Source organism: Dyadobacter sp. HNCC25DJ183 (genome assembly GCF_056895175.1).
Map to the genome: position 1 here is coordinate 274649 of NZ_JBXHAP010000008.1, position 17384 is coordinate 292032.

A 17384-nucleotide genomic window follows, 5' to 3' on the forward strand; every position below is an offset into this window, starting at 1 on the left:
TTGTACAAAATCATCAGCGGGAAATAACCCGGCTGTGCAGTTGGATAAATAGTTTTTGACGAATAGATATAACAATAGCGTATTTGCATTTAAGGCTTCTTACCATTGCTAACCCTTAGTCCAACTGCGTGATGCATTCAATCCAAACCAAACTTATTGCTTTACTGCTCCTGCTAAGCGGACACTTAACAGCCCAGGTATTGATAGTGGATCCGCGCATGCACCACCTGCGGGCAGGGACTGAACGTGAATGGGACACCTTCAAGGGCACACCACAGAAGGAATTTTCGATCAGTTTCAAGGCAAAACCAAATGCATCGCCGGCGACGCTCAGCCTCAGGCAGGAGGATGTAAAGGCTGCGTGGGCTGTGAGTTTGAATGGACAGGAGCTTGGGCTGCTGGATCAGGATGAGAATGCGCGGGTGCGGTACTTGTCCATTCCGCCAAATACATTGAAAGAGGACGCGAATGTACTCACGATCCAGTACAGGGATGGACCTGGCAAAACGGACCTACTCCCGGATGATATGATGACTGGCGATATCCGCTTGATCGACAGTGAGCCGGGCAGCCTGATGAAAGAGGCGCAGGTGAACGTGCGCATTTTGGAAAAAGGCTCGCAGACGCTGGTACCGGCGAGAATAACTATAACCACACTTCAGAAGGCGCTTCAACCTGTGGCCGCAGCTCCCGGGCAGCAACCGCTTGCGGTAAGGACAGGCTGCGTTTATACAGGTGATGGAAAGGCCGCCTTCACTTTACCTGCGGGCAAATACAAGCTGTACGCAAGCCGCGGGTTTGAGTACGGTGTGGATTCTGTTTTGTTAGAAGTAAAAAAGGGCGAGGTAGCCAATCAGCAATTTACGATTGAAAGGGAAGTGCCCACGCAAGGCTGGATTTCTTCGGATACCCACATTCATACCCTCACCAACTCTGGCCACGGCGATGCTACTGTACAGGAAAGGCTGTTGACACTGGCGGGAGAAGGGATCGAGTTGCCTGTTTTTACCGATCATAATGTCGTATACAATGCCAGGCCGTTGGTACAGCAAATGGGATTGAACGCCGTATTCACCCCGGTGACCGGGAATGAATTTACCACGCAGGTGGGCCATTTTAATGTATTTCCCCTGGCCGACGGAGACAAGCCCGCTGATCATCACGTAAAAGACTGGAATTCGGTCTCGCAGGAACTGGCTCACCACAGGCAGGTAGTTATCCTCAACCACGGCCGGAATGTCTTTTACAACTTTCAGCCATTTGGCCCTTCGCGGCATATTTCCGAGGCCGGGCAGGATCTTGACGGCTGGGAGCTGCCCGTGAATGCCATGGAAGTGATGAATTCGAGTGCACAGCAAAAGGATATCATGCAGCTGTACAAGGATTGGTTTGGCCTTTTGAACAGGGGCTACTTCCTTACTCCTGTGGGTTCAAGTGATTCGCACGACGTAATGCGCTACCTGGTCGGGCAGGGCAGGACTTATATTCAATGCGAGGATGAAAAGCCCGGCGGGATCGATGTAGCCAAAGCAATGGACAACTTTCTGGCAGGACATGTGATGGTGAGTTTTGGGTTGATGGCGGAGATACGTGTAAACGGCAGCGATGGAACGGGCGGGCTTATTCCGTTATCGGGTCAGGATGTGCAGGTTTCTGCGCGCGTGCTGGGGCCGTCCTGGATTAAAGCCGACCGTATTTCTTTATACGCCAATGGAAAGAAGACACACGGAGCGCGCATTACCGGCAAAGGAAAGAATGGCGTGAAATGGGAGGGAAGCTGGACTATACCGGTAACATCACAGGATACTTACTTCGTCGCCATAGCCGAAGGTCCTGATCCGCAGCATCCTTTCTGGATCATACCAAAACCATATTCCCGTGTTTCGAGCGTGTGGAACCCTCAGGTAATCGGCTCTTCGGGGGCAGTTTGGATTAATGCCGACAAGGATGCAAAAAGAACAAGCGCATTCGCCTACGCGCAGCAGTTGATTGCGGATGCGGGAGAGCATGCAGACCAGCTGATCAGCCGCCTTAATGCATTTGACGAAGCTGTTGCGGTGCAGGCCGCTTCCATTTTACAAACTCAAAATAGGCTGACAGCAATAACAGCCTCGACCGCTTTCCGGCGCGCATCAAAACAGGTGAAAGCAGGCTTTGATGTTTACACCAGATCAATGCGCGAATCCGAAAAATTGAGAACAAATAAATAGATTATGGGACAACCGTCGTGAACAGGTAAACTGCAAAGATTACCAGCAGCACTACGCCCTGCATGATCGTGGTCCTGCCATTTGTAAATGCAAGCGCGACCGTAAAAAGCGACAGTACCAGCAGCACGGTTGATTTCATATCAATACCCAGCGTAATTGTAAATCCTGTCACAATGGAGACAACAGCTACCGCGGGAATGGTCAGTCCGATACTGGCTAGCGCAGAGCCAAGCGCAAGATTCAGGCTTATCTGCAGTTTGTTTTTGCGGGCAGCTTTATAGGCGGCCAAACCTTCGGGCAGCAGGATCATCAATGCCACAATCACACCCACCACAGACTCCGGTGCACCAGCAGCCGCTACTTTCTCTTCGATCATAGGTGCAAGTGTTTTGGCAAGCAATACTACGGCAGTGAGGCAAACGAGCAGCAGGAAAACGCTTAATGCAGTCTGACCTTTGGACGGCTGGTGCAGCTCGGGGCTTATTTCATCAGCTATATCTTCGGGTAGAAAGTAGGAGCGGTGCCGCACTGTTTGCACCATTACAAAGGTCCCGTACAGTACAAGGGAGATAATGGCGACAAAGATGAGCTGACTTACATTGTAAACCGGACCGGATATACTCGTGGTGTAATTGGGGAGTATCAGCGTAAGGACGGAAATGGCTGTTAAGGTAACGAGCGCTGCATTGGTACCATGCCGGCCGAAATGCTGCTCTTTGAACCTCACCCCGCCTACCAGCAGGCACAAACCGATAATACCGGTTAGGATGATCATAATGGCAGCAAAAACGGTATCCCGCGCCAGCATGTGCGAATCGGGGCCGCCTGCGAGCATGAGCGAGACGATCAGGGCTACTTCTATAACGGTGATGGCAATAGCGAGTACCAGCGTACCGGCGGGTTCTCCGACCCTGAGCGCGATGATCTCTGCATGGTGTACCGCCGCCAGGACGACGCCCATTAATCCTAATGTAACCAGTATATCAAACGCTCCATCCAATCCAAATGATTTTCCAAGATATAACAACCAGGCCAAAGCCGGCAAAATGATAGTCCAATATTCTTTTAATTTCCGCATTCGCAAAAGGGGTTCAGATGTGGGGTTTCTTATTTAATTATCGAAGATCGGGCGGTTCAGTGCAGCTTTATTCACAATAAACCCGCCGTTACAGATATCTAAAGGTAAGAACATATCCCCAAAAAAACTGAGCTAGCGCGATTCACTTGCTTAAAACGGAAGGATTATGTCTCAATCCGCCCTTTAATCTGACGTGATTGCCCTCCGAAAATCCTTGCGGAAGCACCTAGCTTTGCATGACAACAAATCAGCAACGGATCATGCTATCAGAACCAAAATCAGAACACCGGAATGCAATGCATTATGTGGCTATCGCCAAAACAGTGCACATGTACGATATACCTGATGTGCTGCCTCCGCTCATTCCCGAAGTGAAGCAATGGATGCAGGAGCGGGGCATTGAAGCAAGCGGGGTTGACTTTTTTCTTTATAAATCGATGAATGAAGAAGGTATGCTGGAATGCGAGGCAGGTTTTCCGGTGCGCCAGGCTGTGGAAGGTGACGGGGCGGTGATCGCGGGCATTTTTCCGGAAGGTCATTACGCCAGCATTGTTTATACCGGCGATTTCAAAGATATGATGCAGGGCCACGTGGCACTGGAAAAGTGGATCGCAGAACAGGGACTGATAGAGGTAAAGCAGGTTGAAAACGAGAAAACACAATGGGGCGGGCGAGCCGAATTTTACCTCGTAGATCCCGAACTGGAACCAGACCCGGAAAAATGGCAGACCGAGATCGTTTTTAAGCTGGCAGATTAACGCAATGCAAAACAAAGCTGCCTGGCTCCAATCTGATCTGAGCCGGGCAGCTTTGCATATTGAACATTCAATTCCAGTTGTCAATCTTGACATCAACGGGATTGGGGCTGCCTTCGCCGGTTTCAAGAAGTGATTTGAGGCTCATTAGAAATATGGCCCATTTGGTGCTGCAATGATGCATGAATTCCACCGGTTCCTGCCAGTTCATGTGTTTGAAGATGAGAATAATGTATTCGCCCTCTTCTCTCAGATCAAAACTGATCATAGTCGGGAGCCATTCAGCGGGGCCATCTGTTACCTCCCAAACGACGCGGGTTGGTGCGACGAGTTCCTTTACTTTCATGTCAAACCCGCCCGCTCCAAACCTGAATTCAAGGATACTTCCCACCTGATCGCCCTCGCCTTTTGTATCTGTGGTCCACCAGCCTGCCAGTCCGGCATTGGTAGTAAGTGCCTGATAAACATTTTGAATGGGAGCCTTGATCCCGATCCGGTGTAGGATATCTGCCATATTTGCTTTTGATTGATGTTAAAGGTTATACCGTCTTTGATTTCTCAAAAGTATGGACTTGTCCAAACATCGCAACTATGCAAAATGGACAATCCCGCGGGTTGATTTGGACAAGATGTATGTATATCTTTCTGCAAAAAACATGAAAAAAATAACCATCCTCGTTCCCGACGGCCAGGGTAACCTGAGCAGCATTATTGGTGCATACAAGATATTGACGAGGGCCAATAACTTCTGGAAAGAAAAGGAGAACAGGGAAGGCTACCAGATCCAGCTGGCAGGACTTTCCAGCGAGCAGGACTTTCATGACGGTCTGTTTTCAGTGCGGCCGCATACCCATTTGTCCGCGGTAAAAAAGACTGACCTGGTGATTATTCCTTCTGTAAACCATCAGTTCAGGGAAGCTATAGAAAAGAATGCATACCTGATTCAATGGCTGAAAGAACAGTACATGCTGGGCGCCGAGGTCGCGAGTATTTGTACAGGCGCATTCCTGCTGGCACAAACAGGCCTGCTAAGTGGAAAAAGCTGTTCGACGCACTGGGCGTTTGCAGATTCGTTTCGCGCTATGTTCCCGCAGGTGGATGTAAAAAGGGACGGGCTGATCACCAATGAGCACGGGATCTATACCAATGGCGGGGCTTATTCATTTCTGAACCTGATTATTTACCTCGTTGAAAGATACTTTGACAGGCAAACGGCAATCTTCTGTTCCAAGGTTTTTCAAATCGATATTGACAGACAAACCCAGGCACCCTTTATCATTTTTGCGGGCCAGAAATCGCACGACGACGAGATCGTGAAAGAGGCACAAGCTTACATTGAAAACAATTTGCATAGCAGACTGTCCATTGCCGAGCTTATCTCGAATTATGCCGTGGGCAGGAGAAACTTTGACCGGAGATTTATCAAAGCTACCGGAAACACGCCGATCGAATATGCACAGCGTGTGCGGGTGGAGGCTGCAAAAAAGGCTTTCGAGACCAGCTGCAAGAATGTAAAGGAGGTAATGTATGAATCGGGTTATTCGGATATGAAAGCTTTCCGCGAGGTGTTCAGGAAGATTACAGGCCTGTCACCACTGGAGTACCGGTCAAGGTACAACAAGGAAACAGGCGCTGAATCTTTCCTATGAATCATTTTGCAATGAGATATTCGTTTTGTTGGACAGCCAGTTACACAACGCCGCCCATTAATGGGTCTGTTTTAGTGACTGAACCCGTTTCCACCCTGCCGGCAAAGCGTTCTTCAAAGGTCTGGCTGTCTTTTACCTTCACACTCAGGTCGTACCAGTTAAAGCTTTTTGCTAAATTGAATGTGAACTGCGTACTGCCGCCGGCCGCGATGGTCTTTTTCCTGCTGCCGGTTTTATAGCTGTTGTCAACCAGCTCGATCGCCTGTGCCTTGTTATCCTGATTTGTAATGGAGATAATCACATTGCCGGTTAGTTTGGAATTCCTGGCTTCATATTCACAATTCACTTGTAACAACGGGTTATTCTGGTCACCGGTAAATTCGCGGAAAAAGCCGTTTGGTCCGTAGACGCGCAGGTGGTAACTGCCATTTTCGAAGTCGCTGATCTTGTACTGATCGGCCAGTGAATCACCTGCGGAGACGCTATAATCCCAGGAGCGCAGCGTTTCATTCTGGTAGGGGTTCATCGCGTACACTCTGAATGGAGAGCCGGCTGCTTGCTTGCCGAAAACTCTATTCCCAGCCTTGTAAGCCACTTTGATCTCACCTGTGGCTTTGTCAAAATGATTATCTACGTAAAGCTCGTAAGGCAGCGCACATGCAGCCCGTACCCCTTTTTCCTGCGTCGGGAACAATGCAGAAGCTACCAGGTTCTCGCTGATTTCGCGGATTTCTGCCGGCGTAAGCTTTTTGAAATTGTCGGGCGCCTGCTTGAATTGTGCCTGGTGAATGCGCTCGATAAAAGGCTTTTTGTCCAGAAATTCAGGTTTATCAATTTTCTCGCCATTGTAGGGGCGGAACACCGAAGTAAGGTCGCCGCAAATGGTACGTCTCCATTGCGTAATATTCTCGTCAACGATCTTCTTGTTGAATTTGCGTGCTACGAAATTTTCCAAAAACTGTAATGAAGAGGTATGGTCAAACACTTCCGAGTTGACAAACCCGCCCCGCGTCCAGGGGGAAGCCACGATCATCGGCACGCGGTAGCCCAGCCCGATCGATCCTTCGCGCAGCTTGCTTTCTGACATGGAAGGATTGGTCTGCTGTGTCCTGGTGGCAAAATCCAGTTTTGGATCTATGTTCGCGGATACCTTGCCGGTGTTCTCTTTGTATGGATTGGGTACTGTATAAGGTGGCAGGTGGTCGAAGTAGCCGTCGTTTTCGTCATAGGTCAGCACGAAAATGGTCTTCTTCCATACCTCCGGATTTTTCAGCAATATTTCCATTACCTCGCTCACATACCACGGCCCAAACCACGGCTGACCCGGGTGATCAGAAAAATGGGCAGGCGGCATCAGCCAGGAAACAGCAGGCAAAGTACCGTTTTGTACATCCTGGCGGAACTGGTGAAATACATCGCCTTTGGGTACGCTCAACGTGCGCTCGGTTCCATTGTCGTCATACTGCATGGAGGCCAGCGCGTGAAAGTCGGCATCGTTGATATTGGTTGTAAATGCCCTGGTATTCAGGCTTTTTTCATTTCCTGATAATGCATTGAAAGTATCCGCATTGAATTTCGCCTGGGCGGTTTCGATGCTGGCCAGTACTTTCCGGGCAGCTGCCAGCTTCTGTGCATTAGCGTCGCCTGACTGTTTTTCAAGCTCTCCAATGGTTTCCAGAATAGCATCCTTCTTGGTTTGGAGATTGGCAATGCCACCCTCATGGAACCGCACATTGTACTGCTTGAAATATTCGAGCACATTGGTGCCGAAGTTGCTCAGCCACGCGCTTTCTTCTCCTTTCAGCCCGTAGCCCATTGTAATCTCATTCTGGTACACTTTCCAGGGAACGCCAATCTCTTCCAGTCTTTCGGGGAAAGTTTTCCAGGTCAGTTCAGGATAAACGTAGTTGCTGATATTCCACAAATGCGCCATTCCCTCCGCCTCATTTTTCTCGCGAACGGTTCCGCTCATCCAATAGTACCGGTTGGGGTGCGTCCCCGTAATGCTTGAACAGAAGTTATGATCACATACTGTAAATGCATCCGCCAGCGAGTAGTAAAACGGGAAATCGGACCTGTCGCAGTAGCCCATGGTGAGCGGGATATGGGAGAATTCCTTGCGGCCGGGCTTTTTCACGTCCAGCCATTTATCGTACTTGCCACCATTCATGGCATCGGTCTGGTCACTCCAACCGTGGGGAACCGATCCCATCCAGGCTACTTTGGTATCCTTCACATTCAGGTGAAAAGGCGCGTAGGTATCACCTTCTTTATTGGACTGGAACCACACCTTGTTCTTATTCGGCAGATCAATCGCCCGTGGGTCATTGTACCCCCGCACGCCCTGCAATGTACCGAGCTGGTGATCGAAGGACCTGTTTTCGAGCATTAAAAAAACGATATGTTCGGCGTCGTAGAATGTACTTCCGGGTTCGGGGTCAATAGCGAGCGCCTGCTGAATAACAGGCGGCAGCATATTCGCCATTGTGCCGGTACCAGCCAGCATAGCCGCTTTTTTTAGAAAATCTCTGCGTGAATCCATTTGTTACTTATTGGTAGTTGAGCTTAGTCGCTTTGAATGTGGGACGAGAAAAAGAAGTGCAAAATTATCGCAGCACGCATTTCCCAATGTTAAGTCGCTGTTACGATTTGATGATTTCTAACAGGTGTTAAAACTTTTAAAACAAAGCGTGAGGATAATGGATTTATAATGTTGGTGGCGAAAAAAAAGACGCCTCGATAGCAGGCGTCTTTTTTGAAAGAAATGGAGATAATCTATTCAGGAATGCTGGTCAATGGCGGTATGTTTCGCTCGTAGCCTGCGTACCCTTTATTCTGGTTGATAACACCCCTTGTATTTCCCTGTATCGTAGGAGAGGGAATGGGCCAGAGTACGTGGTACGGGCTCATGGTATATTCGTCTCCATGCCGCGTTTTCACACCTTTATTGTAAAAGTTGCTCTTCGCCATTACCCAGTCGTAAAAGAAGTTGTTGTCAGAAAAGTTGTTCAGACTGTACGTCTTACCATTTGGCGCAGGTTTACCGGTCTGTGCGAAAATATAGGCAATACGTGTCAGCTCGGTCTTGCGGGGCTCTTCATAATAAAGCTCTCTCGCTCTTTCGTCCAGGATTGTACCGATGTTGATCTTTCCTGCAGCAAGCGGGGCCGCGCCTGCGCGCTGACGAACCGCATTCAGATCCTTGGCAGCATTCACCAGGTCCCCTTTCCAGAGGTAAGCTTCCGCACGTAATAAATGGGTTTCCGCAAGACGGAAGACGTACCAGTCGGTGTGGCCGCCCGTCGCCTGCACCCGCTCCGGATCAGGTGCGTATAGTTTATAATGCGGCCAGTCAAACCAGCAGCGGATCGTATCGATGGTTAAAACTGCGCCTGCCGCCGTGCGGAGTTGCAGGTTTTTGCCATAATAATCGTCTTTGCCTTTTAATGCCGGATTGTTGTAAACCAGGTCCTGCATGCGCATCCAGTTGCCTGGCGCGTGGCGCAGGTCATTTTTGTCATCCCAGATACCGTGCGTGGAATACCAGGTTGGCCTTAACCGGCCAATGCCGCGGCCATACTTGTTTACCTGGTCGATCTCAATGTTATAGCTGTCGATCGTACCGCGGTTTCCTGTCGGCGTGTTGATATTATTATGCCAGAACGGAACCGCATTACGCATGCTCTGGATACCACCGTCAAAATTACCATCGATCAGCAGCCTGTCAATCACAAGCAGCAGCGCCTCGGTATTATTGTTCAGAGATTTGTTTTCGGGACGGTGCAGGTCCCATACCACATTTCGGGTTGCGTCACTTTGATTTACCCCAAACCGGCTCGTCATCAAACGGTGCGTCCCACCGTCGATTACATTGCTCGCAGACTTGATCGCATCGTCAAAAAGTCCGAGCGCCAGGTTGATTTTGGTTAGAAGGTGACTCACTGCGCCTCTGGTTACCGTGCCTTTATCCGTGCTGACCGGCACCCACTTTTCAGCAAATTCCAGGTCTTCCTTCATTTTTTGAAGGATCACCTCACGTTTAGTAGACTGAAAGTCCAGTTTTGGCTCAACTACCTCATCCAGAATTAAAGGAACGTCGCCGAATTGATGGGTCAAACGGTAGTAGCGGTAGGCACGATGGAAATAAGCTGCTCCTAGTAATGCATTCTTTTCTTCCTCACTATTATAAGTTGGCTGATTAATGCGGGAGATAGCAACATTGGCATACTTGATACCCTTATAACCCTCTAACCAATACCAGCCGATCCGATTGTAATCAATAGCATTCAGCTGTGCATCGGGTGTAATCTGCAGATTCATATTTTGCGCAGGCCCCGATTTGTCTGTGGTTCCTTCCACAGCAATGTCGGAGAAAATGGCTTCTGTAAGGATCGGCGGATTGTCTCCAAACCATTCATAGCGCATATTGCGCTCGCAGGCAATCAGCGTGGCTTTCAGGCCCTCCGGATCGTTGAAGGTGTTTTCGGGGGCAAAAAATGAAAGTGGTCTTGGTTCCAGTCTCGCTTTGTCGCAGCTGAGTAAAGTCGCGCCCAGCATGACGAAACTGGCTGCGCCTATATTTCTGAATTTTTTATATCTGAATATCATCTTAATTTCTGTTTGGCTTATCACAAAGTAATGTCAACACCCAGCGTCAGCAGGCGTGGCGATGGTACGTTCTGATTATCATCGTTAGGTTCTGCATCCCAGAAATCCCACTTTGGTGCCCAGTATCCCAGGTTCTTCGCAGAGAAAAAGAATTTGAGATTGTCCACTCCGATTTTCTCCACCATCTTCTTCGGCAGAGAGTAACCCATCGAAATGTTGTCCAGACGAATGAATGAACGCTCCTGGAACACACCGAAGCCACTCGCGCCGCCCTCGCTTGAATACAGCCTTGCCCATTCGTTTGAGCGGTTTTCCTCGGTCCAGTAAGGGAAGCGATAGGAGCTTGTTCTGTCCAGGAATCCGTCGCGGTTTTTGCGTTGATTGTAAGCCGCCTTGTGGCCCCAATACGAATAAATGGCAATGCCGAGATCCAGCGTTTTGAAGAGTTTGAAGTCATTGCGCAGCGTCCACCGGAAGCGGGGGTTTGTCCAGCCCTGGAACTGCTTGTCTGCATTGGTGAATTTTCCGTCGCCGTCCACATCTTCCAGCTTGAAATCACCCGGTTTTACGCCATACTTTGCAGCTGCATCTTTTTCCTCGACCTGCCAAACGCCCAGTATTTTATAATCCCAAATTTCGTCCAGCGACCGGCCGATGAATCTTTTATTGGCCACGTCGTCTTTCTCACGACCGTTTTCGTCCAGGTCACCATACAGTCTCGCGATCTTGTTCCGGTTTAGCTGAAAAGTGAGTGTCGAGCGCCAGGAGAAGTTTTCACGGTTCATATTTACAGAGTTAAGTGTAGCCTCTATACCTCTGTTCTGTACTTCGCCCAGATTGTCCCAAACCGAGCTGAAACCGAGTATATCGGGCAATGCGCGTTGCACGAGCAGGTCTGTTGTGGAGGAGCGGTACACTTCCAGCGAGCCGTCGATCTTATTATTGAATAAACCGAAGTCGAGACCGAGGTTGTAGGAAGCAGTTCTTTCCCATCTCAGATTGGCATTCTGCATCCGGTTTACATAAAGCTGGTTGGCCAGGTATACCGTACCGTCCGGACGAACGTGCAGGTATTTGCCCGTTTGCAAATCGGAAACTGCTGAATACAAGCCGATGTCCCGGTTTCCATTGCTACCCCAGGTGGCGCGCAGTTTACCGTAATTCAGCCAGCTTATACCTTTCCAGAAAGGCTCATCCGTAAATACCCATCCTAATGCCACCGATCCAAAGGTTGCACGCGGATTAGCCTGTCCGAAAGCAGAGTAACCATCGCGGCGGGTAGACAAGGTGATCATATACCGATCCTTGAACGAATAGAACAGCCTGGCCATCAATGCGTCGCCGGTGCTATATTCATCATTGCTGGATACCGTCGGGTTAATGCCCGTGCCAATTCCGTGGTAGCTGAGTGCATCCGTCGGCAGGAAGCCTTTGTTGGTCATGGTGTTATCCCAGCGCTGGTATTTTTCAGCATTCGCAAGGAAAGTGAAGTCAAAATTGTGTTTGCCGAATGTCCTTGTCCATTTCAGGATATTATCAACCTGCCACTGGAAGGTTTTGCGGTTCTGACGGGATCCCGATCCGCCCGTTGCGGCCCATTCAGCGTGTCCGGCTGATTCGTGGTTGAAACGGTCGTAGAACTCGAAGCGTGGGGTGTAGTTAACGCGGAACGAGAAGCCAAGCGGAAGCGTAATCAGACCATACAATGTGGTGTTGAAGGTTGTGATCTTGTGAGAGCGGTCTATAAACTGACGGTCGTAATAAGGGTGGTTACCTCCGCTCGCTTCGTTGTTAGGGCGCCATTTATAGTTACCGTTTTCATCAAATTCCGAGCCCCAGGGCGATAGTATCCGGGCCAGCCCATAATCCACAGGCACCTGGCTTTCATCCCGGTCGGCAAATTGTGCATTCACCCCGACAGAAAGAAACTTGGACACCTGGCCTTCGAGATTCACACGACCGCGCACAGTCGAAAACTTGTCGCCTGTGATAATCCCCTCATTGTTGAGGTAACCCAGCGACATATAATAGTTGATCGCCTCCTTTCTTCCCGACAAGCTGACGGTATGGTCCTGGCGAAGACCGGTTTGAAATACCTTTGAATACCAGTCGACACTGCGTCCTGCCTTGTAGTTTTCAATCTCCACAGGCTGCATGCCGAGTCTCTGCAACCAAACCGTGGTAGGATCGCCGGTTGAGCCGTCGTAAGCGAGCCATTGATCCAGGCTAACGTCGCCTGGCAGCGTTGCAGGATTGTCAAACTGATGTGGCTGGTAGGTTGCATTGATATTTTTCATCACATCACCACGCCAGGTTATAAATTCATCAGCGCCGAGTACGGGCTGGTTTTTGGAAACATTTCCGATTCCGACGTTGGAGTTGATGTTAATTCTTGTTTTCCCTTCTTTGCCTTTTTTGGTAGTAATCAAAATAACCCCGCTTGCAGCCTTGGAACCAAATACCGCGGCGGAACTGGCGTCTTTCAGTACGTCAATCGTCTCGATATCATTGGGATTAATGTCGCTGAGCTCGCCCAGGTAAATGGCGCCGTCCAACACGAGCAGCGGACTGGTACTCGCATTGATAGAGTTCCGGCCCCGTACCAGCAGGCTACCACCTCCCTTTGCCGAAGGCGACATACCGACATTCAGACCGGCCACATTACCCCGGAGGATATCCTGTACAGAATTGGGGTTTTCATTGTCGAGCCGGCTGGTGTTGATCTGCGAAACCGCTCCCGTAAGGTCGCGCTTCTTTTGAACGCCGTAACCGACCACAACTACTTCGTCCAGCGTTTTCTGGTCGCTTGACAGGCTCACATCAATTACACTGGCATTGCCCACTTCTTTTTCCTGAGTGAGATAGCCGACCGCCGAAAACACCAGCACTGCGCCATTTTCAGGTACGGTCAGCTGGTATTTTCCGTCGACGTCCGTGGTTGTTCCCGTGGTAGTGCCCTTTACAACCACGGTCACGCCGGGAATAGGGGAGCTGTCTTCGGTAGAGAGTACTTTGCCGCTGACCGCTTTGTCGGCCACATTGGTTTGTTGATTGAACGCCGGAGCGGAAGGAACTGCCATTACATAGCGTGGCATAAAGCAGAATAGCACCAGCAAAATCACCAATGTTGTTATTGGTACCTGGTAGTTCTTCTTTTTCATAGGAGAATAGGTTGAGTTAGGATGAATTATATCAATATATCCAGACGCAATAGAATCTTTTCTCCCCCTACATGTATGTAACCGATTGTTTCAATTTCTCCTTACACGCGTAGCCGGAACAGGAGCGGGGTTGTTCCCGTGTATTTTTTGAATTGTTTGCAGAGGTGGCTTTCGTCGGTGTAGCCGAATTCGTGGGCAATTTCACTGAGTGTCATCAAACTGTAAAGCAGGCGGGCTTCTATGAGCTTGACCCTGTGTTTGATGATGTATTGCTTTACAGATTCACCGGTATGTTTCTTGAAAAAGATACTGATGTACGCCGGAGCATAATGGAAAGTGCGGGCCAGATGTTCGATTGTGAGTTCCTCAGGCTGGTAAATGTGCTTTTTGATATACATCAGAATAGCCTCAATGGAATCCTGCTGCACAGGTTTGCTCTGTGCCTGGCTGAACAGGTTACGCGCCAGGATGATCAGCATACTCCGCATCAGGTTGTCGCGGATCACCTCGAAATATTGCGACTGATCATTGGCTGATTCCGCTTCCAGAACCGCGAGCAGCTGGTGGAGCTTCTCTTTTTCCTGCTTATCCTGCACAATGGAACCCCTGCTTTGCGAGGAAGTGTGCAGCAGCCCGCGGATGATGGGCTGCCAGGGATGGTCCTTGTCGCCGGGCAGTTGCTTGTGAATGGATTCGTTGAAGCGGACAAAGCTGAACTCGGTCAGGTCCAGGATCTCGAAATGATGGAAATCTTCGGGACCGAGCAGGAATACATCACCTGCGGCATACTCAAATGCGTTCCCGTTGATATGGTGGGTACCGCTTCCTTTCAGTATAAAAATGATCTCGAAATAGGTATGCTTATGCACCGAATGCACCCATTTCACAGCTTCGAAATGGTAAATACTGAATGGCGTATGAAGTACGTACCTTTTCATGGGACAGAGATTATCGTAAACCTACCAATTTACAATGGATTTTTACAATAGGGCTCGATTGACGCAGGCTAAATTTGCTTTTGTAAACTGGACGAACAAGGCAATCTAAAAAACCTATGAAACAAAATTTTATTCTACTTTCCTGCTTGCTGGGTGCATTAGCTTTGTTTTCAATGCAAAAACCGGCTGAATGGACACCGTTGCTCGACAAAGACCTAACGCAATGGGAAAATTACCTGAGCTATAACCACAAGCCCGGATACAATGGAAAAATACCAACCGATCAGGCTGGCAACCCGATTGCTCCCGTTGGTTATAACAAAGACAAAGGAGGCGTGTTTTCGGTGCTGGAACAATCAGGCAGACCTGTGTTGCGGGTAAGCGGCGAGACTTACGGCTGTCTTTTTACACGCAAGTCATACAAGAACTACCACCTCAAACTGGCTGTCAAATGGGGTGAGAAGAAATATGAACCGAGACTGGACAAGCTGCGGGATTCGGGTATTTTGTACCATTCCACCGGCGAAGCTGGCGCAGAATACTGGCGTACCTGGATGCTTTCGCAGGAATTTCAGATCATGGAAGGACATATGGGCGATTTCTGGTGCCAGGCCAACTCTGCCATTGATATCCGTTCGTTTCCGGCGGAAGGCGTAATGAACCGCGTTGCGGATCACAAGCAGCCGTACGGGACTTTCAAGAGCGGCTCGGATTATTATTGCATGCGCTCGGTTAACCACGAAAGCCCCGCCGGAGAATGGACCAACCTCGAATTGATCTGTTACGAAGGAAAGAGCCTGCACATCGTCAATGGTCACGTGGTGATGGTGCTCAATAATTCACGCTATATCACGCCTGAGGGTAAGGAGGTTCCGATGATCAGTGGTAAAATTCAGCTGCAAAGCGAGGCCGCGGAAGTTTTTTATCGCGATATTCTCATCAAAGAACTAACCGCCATGCCAAAGGAATATGCGGCATTGTTCTGAAAATAAATAAGGTATCACCTATAATGTAGTTTGAAATGAAGCAGCAATCGAGAAGGAATTTTGTTAAAAGCAGCCTTTCAGCCGGACTGGTTATTGGCGGCGGCGCGGATCTGGCGCCTAAAAATGTGTTTGTACACCACGTGTTGTTTTACCTGAAAAATCCGGGTAATGCAGCGGATAAGGATAAGCTGCTCGAAGGATTGAACAAGCTGGCCAAGTGCCCGACCATTAAATTGGTTCACATCGGAACACCGGCAGATACAAACCGCGAAGTGATCGAGCGGAGCTATGCATATTCCTGGCTGTGCTTTTTCGACAGTCCGGCAGATGAAGAAGCTTATCAGAAACACCCGATCCACGATGATTTCAGAAATAACTACGCGCACCTTTGGGAGAAAGTGGTGATTTATGATTCAGTCGGGCCAAAGCGTTAGTTGTTTGTTCCGGTTTTGGTGAAAGCAATGCAAGCTGCTTAGGCGGTTAATGTGTGATTTGCGATGGTACGATAGAGATGCTGGCTGGCACGATATTCGTATAATCATCGAAAACAAACAAAAAACACATTATGGCAACTGTTGGAAACGCAACCGGCGTAATTAATGATCTGATTGAAATCAATAACGACCGCGTAGCAGGATTCGAAAAAGTAATAGCAGACATTCAAGACGAAAATATTGACTTGAAAGAAGTGTTTCAAAGCTACGCACAGCAAAGCCGTAAAAACGGTCAGGAGCTGGCAGCTATCGTAGGCGCTGCCGACGAAGTTGAAACAGGAAACAGCGTAAGCGGTACTTTACACCGTGCATGGATTGACGTAAAATCCCTGTTTGGCGGGAGCGACCGTGCAAGCATTTTGTCAGAAGCCGAACGTGGCGAAGACGCGATCAAGAAAGCTTACCAGGATGCATTGGCAAGTTCAGATCTGCCTGCAAGCGCAATCGAGGTTGTAAGAAGCCAGGCGCAGGAAATCAATGCTGCTCATGATAAAATCAAAGCGTTGAGAGATATTGCTAAGGCATAATCCAAGCAATAAAAAGTTGAAGAGCTGCCTGAAAAGGCAGCTCTTTTTGTTGTTACGGCACTACTGTCCACATGGAGCCATTTTTAGTGGCTAGCTCCGTCAGTTTTCCTTCTCCTGTGAGTGCGCGCAATTGTACTTCCGCCTCATTGCGGGGAATGTTTGAAAGTTCGGCGAATTCGCGTGCAGTCAGCGAGCTGTATTTACCGAAAAGGCTATCCCATTTCGTATCAATTTCCTTCTTCGCAGCTGCCGGCATTTGTTCCAGCAGAGCTGCTTCGTAGACTGAATATGGTTTAGTACCGTAAACTTTCTGCTGATCTCCCTGCGCATTTACAAAGAACAGGGTAGGGAACCCTCTCACTCCCAGCTGCGCAGCCAGTGCCAGGTCTTCCTTAAACAATTCGTTTGCTTTTCCGTTGAAATCACTCTCCAGTTGAACGGTATCCAGTCCGACTTTCGCGGCAGCTGCGGCCAGGTTTTCCCACTTAGTGATATTCTGTTTTTTGAGGAACAGCATTTCCCTTAACTCGCGAAGAAAATAAACTGCTTTGTCAGCATCCTGTAACTGAGCGGCTTTAAATGCAATGGAGGGAGGGTAGGAGGAATGCAGCGGATTTTCCAGCCACACATCCCCGTCGATGGGCATGTCGTAATGCAGACTTACTTCGTCCCAATGCGAGGCCACATCGGAAGGCTTGCTTATGCCGCCACTGTTGTAGCTCCAATCGGGCAGCAGTCCGCCCATGCGATATTCTACCTCTATATACTGCCCATATTCGAGTTTAAGCCTTCGCAACTGCGGCTCAATTCCCCAGCAGGAGGAACATATCGGATCCGTGAAATAGATGATTTTGACCGGAGCAGAAGCGGGGATTTCGGTTCCCGTTTTTGTATCAGTGGATAAGCCGGGCATTTCGCAAACGCCCGTTTCGATATCACACAGGAGTGGGTTATTAGTTGTTGATTCCATTTCAAATT

General features: G+C 49.2%; 13 protein-coding genes. 6 read left to right on the plus strand and 7 right to left on the minus strand.

Annotated elements, in window-relative coordinates; all coding sequences use genetic code 11:
• Window positions 1-131 precede the first annotated feature (131 nt).
• Entirely contained in the window at window positions 132-2210 is a 2079-nt protein-coding gene (locus AC1XTG_RS20925; RefSeq protein WP_484843410.1) for a CehA/McbA family metallohydrolase, read from the plus strand.
• A 1-nt stretch (window position 2211) separates the two neighbouring features.
• Here the strand turns inward: AC1XTG_RS20925 and AC1XTG_RS20930 are convergent, their stop codons facing one another.
• Window positions 2212-3288: a calcium:cation antiporter gene (locus AC1XTG_RS20930; protein ID WP_056283915.1), complete on the minus strand. Its 1077-nt coding sequence runs from the start codon at window positions 3286-3288 to the stop codon at window positions 2212-2214.
• A 260-nt stretch (window positions 3289-3548) separates the two neighbouring features.
• Between AC1XTG_RS20930 and AC1XTG_RS20935 the strand changes: the two genes are divergently transcribed.
• The gene (locus AC1XTG_RS20935; RefSeq protein WP_484843295.1) at window positions 3549-4046 is read left to right on the plus strand and encodes a GyrI-like domain-containing protein; all 498 of its coding nucleotides are present in this window, start codon (window positions 3549-3551) and stop codon (window positions 4044-4046) included.
• Window positions 4047-4113: 67 nt separating this feature from the next.
• Here AC1XTG_RS20935 and AC1XTG_RS20940 read toward each other — a convergent pair whose 3' ends face one another.
• On the minus strand, window positions 4114-4557 hold the full coding sequence (locus tag AC1XTG_RS20940) for an SRPBCC family protein (RefSeq protein WP_056283909.1): 444 nt from the start codon (window positions 4555-4557) through the stop codon (window positions 4114-4116).
• Between the two features lie 142 nt (window positions 4558-4699).
• Between AC1XTG_RS20940 and AC1XTG_RS20945 the strand changes: the two genes are divergently transcribed.
• Entirely contained in the window at window positions 4700-5692 is a 993-nt protein-coding gene (locus AC1XTG_RS20945; protein ID WP_056286320.1) for a GlxA family transcriptional regulator, read from the plus strand.
• A gap of 40 nt (window positions 5693-5732) precedes the next feature.
• Here the strand turns inward: AC1XTG_RS20945 and AC1XTG_RS20950 are convergent, their stop codons facing one another.
• The 4 genes from AC1XTG_RS20950 to AC1XTG_RS20965 all read right to left on the minus strand — a co-directional run bounded on the left by AC1XTG_RS20950 (window position 5733) and on the right by AC1XTG_RS20965 (window position 14399).
• Entirely contained in the window at window positions 5733-8234 is a 2502-nt protein-coding gene (locus tag AC1XTG_RS20950; RefSeq protein ID WP_484843296.1) for a phosphocholine-specific phospholipase C, read from the minus strand.
• Between the two features lie 233 nt (window positions 8235-8467).
• Entirely contained in the window at window positions 8468-10300 is a 1833-nt protein-coding gene (locus AC1XTG_RS20955; protein WP_484843297.1) for a RagB/SusD family nutrient uptake outer membrane protein, read from the minus strand.
• 20 nt (window positions 10301-10320) lie between these two features.
• Window positions 10321-13461, minus strand: coding sequence for a SusC/RagA family TonB-linked outer membrane protein (locus AC1XTG_RS20960; protein WP_484843298.1), 3141 nt, complete (start codon window positions 13459-13461; stop codon window positions 10321-10323).
• 101 nt (window positions 13462-13562) lie between these two features.
• The gene (locus AC1XTG_RS20965) at window positions 13563-14399 is read right to left on the minus strand and encodes a helix-turn-helix domain-containing protein (protein ID WP_484843299.1); all 837 of its coding nucleotides are present in this window, start codon (window positions 14397-14399) and stop codon (window positions 13563-13565) included.
• A 116-nt stretch (window positions 14400-14515) separates the two neighbouring features.
• Here AC1XTG_RS20965 and AC1XTG_RS20970 point away from each other — a divergent pair, with 116 nt between their 5' ends.
• The 3 genes from AC1XTG_RS20970 to AC1XTG_RS20980 all read left to right on the plus strand — a co-directional run bounded on the left by AC1XTG_RS20970 (window position 14516) and on the right by AC1XTG_RS20980 (window position 16406).
• On the plus strand, window positions 14516-15385 hold the full coding sequence (locus AC1XTG_RS20970; protein ID WP_484843300.1) for a 3-keto-disaccharide hydrolase: 870 nt from the start codon (window positions 14516-14518) through the stop codon (window positions 15383-15385).
• 35 nt (window positions 15386-15420) lie between these two features.
• Entirely contained in the window at window positions 15421-15819 is a 399-nt protein-coding gene (locus tag AC1XTG_RS20975; RefSeq protein ID WP_484843301.1) for a Dabb family protein, read from the plus strand.
• Window positions 15820-15950: 131 nt separating this feature from the next.
• Window positions 15951-16406: a PA2169 family four-helix-bundle protein gene (locus tag AC1XTG_RS20980; RefSeq protein WP_056283892.1), complete on the plus strand. Its 456-nt coding sequence runs from the start codon at window positions 15951-15953 to the stop codon at window positions 16404-16406.
• 52 nt (window positions 16407-16458) lie between these two features.
• On the opposite strand, the gene AC1XTG_RS20985 is transcribed toward AC1XTG_RS20980, so the two are convergent.
• Window positions 16459-17376: a ClpXP adapter SpxH family protein gene (locus AC1XTG_RS20985; protein WP_484843302.1), complete on the minus strand. Its 918-nt coding sequence runs from the start codon at window positions 17374-17376 to the stop codon at window positions 16459-16461.
• Between the last annotated feature and the right edge of the window lie 8 nt (window positions 17377-17384).

Excerpts from the sequence above, each read along its gene's own strand:
- AC1XTG_RS20975 (WP_484843301.1), top strand. The coding sequence starts at position 15,421 with ATGAAGCAGCAATCGAGAAGGAATTTTGTTAAAAGCAGCCTTTCAGCC.
- AC1XTG_RS20955 (WP_484843297.1), bottom strand. The coding sequence starts at position 10,300 with ATGATATTCAGATATAAAAAATTCAGAAATATAGGCGCAGCCAGTTTC.
- AC1XTG_RS20945 (WP_056286320.1), top strand. The coding sequence starts at position 4,700 with ATGAAAAAAATAACCATCCTCGTTCCCGACGGCCAGGGTAACCTGAGC.
- AC1XTG_RS20925 (WP_484843410.1), top strand. The coding sequence starts at position 132 with ATGCATTCAATCCAAACCAAACTTATTGCTTTACTGCTCCTGCTAAGC.
- AC1XTG_RS20935 (WP_484843295.1), top strand. The coding sequence starts at position 3,549 with ATGCTATCAGAACCAAAATCAGAACACCGGAATGCAATGCATTATGTG.
- AC1XTG_RS20965 (WP_484843299.1), bottom strand. The coding sequence starts at position 14,399 with ATGAAAAGGTACGTACTTCATACGCCATTCAGTATTTACCATTTCGAA.
- AC1XTG_RS20985 (WP_484843302.1), bottom strand. The coding sequence starts at position 17,376 with ATGGAATCAACAACTAATAACCCACTCCTGTGTGATATCGAAACGGGC.
- AC1XTG_RS20940 (WP_056283909.1), bottom strand. The coding sequence starts at position 4,557 with ATGGCAGATATCCTACACCGGATCGGGATCAAGGCTCCCATTCAAAAT.
- AC1XTG_RS20960 (WP_484843298.1), bottom strand. The coding sequence starts at position 13,461 with ATGAAAAAGAAGAACTACCAGGTACCAATAACAACATTGGTGATTTTG.
- AC1XTG_RS20970 (WP_484843300.1), top strand. The coding sequence starts at position 14,516 with ATGAAACAAAATTTTATTCTACTTTCCTGCTTGCTGGGTGCATTAGCT.
- AC1XTG_RS20930 (WP_056283915.1), bottom strand. The coding sequence starts at position 3,288 with ATGCGGAAATTAAAAGAATATTGGACTATCATTTTGCCGGCTTTGGCC.
- AC1XTG_RS20980 (WP_056283892.1), top strand. The coding sequence starts at position 15,951 with ATGGCAACTGTTGGAAACGCAACCGGCGTAATTAATGATCTGATTGAA.
- AC1XTG_RS20950 (WP_484843296.1), bottom strand. The coding sequence starts at position 8,234 with ATGGATTCACGCAGAGATTTTCTAAAAAAAGCGGCTATGCTGGCTGGT.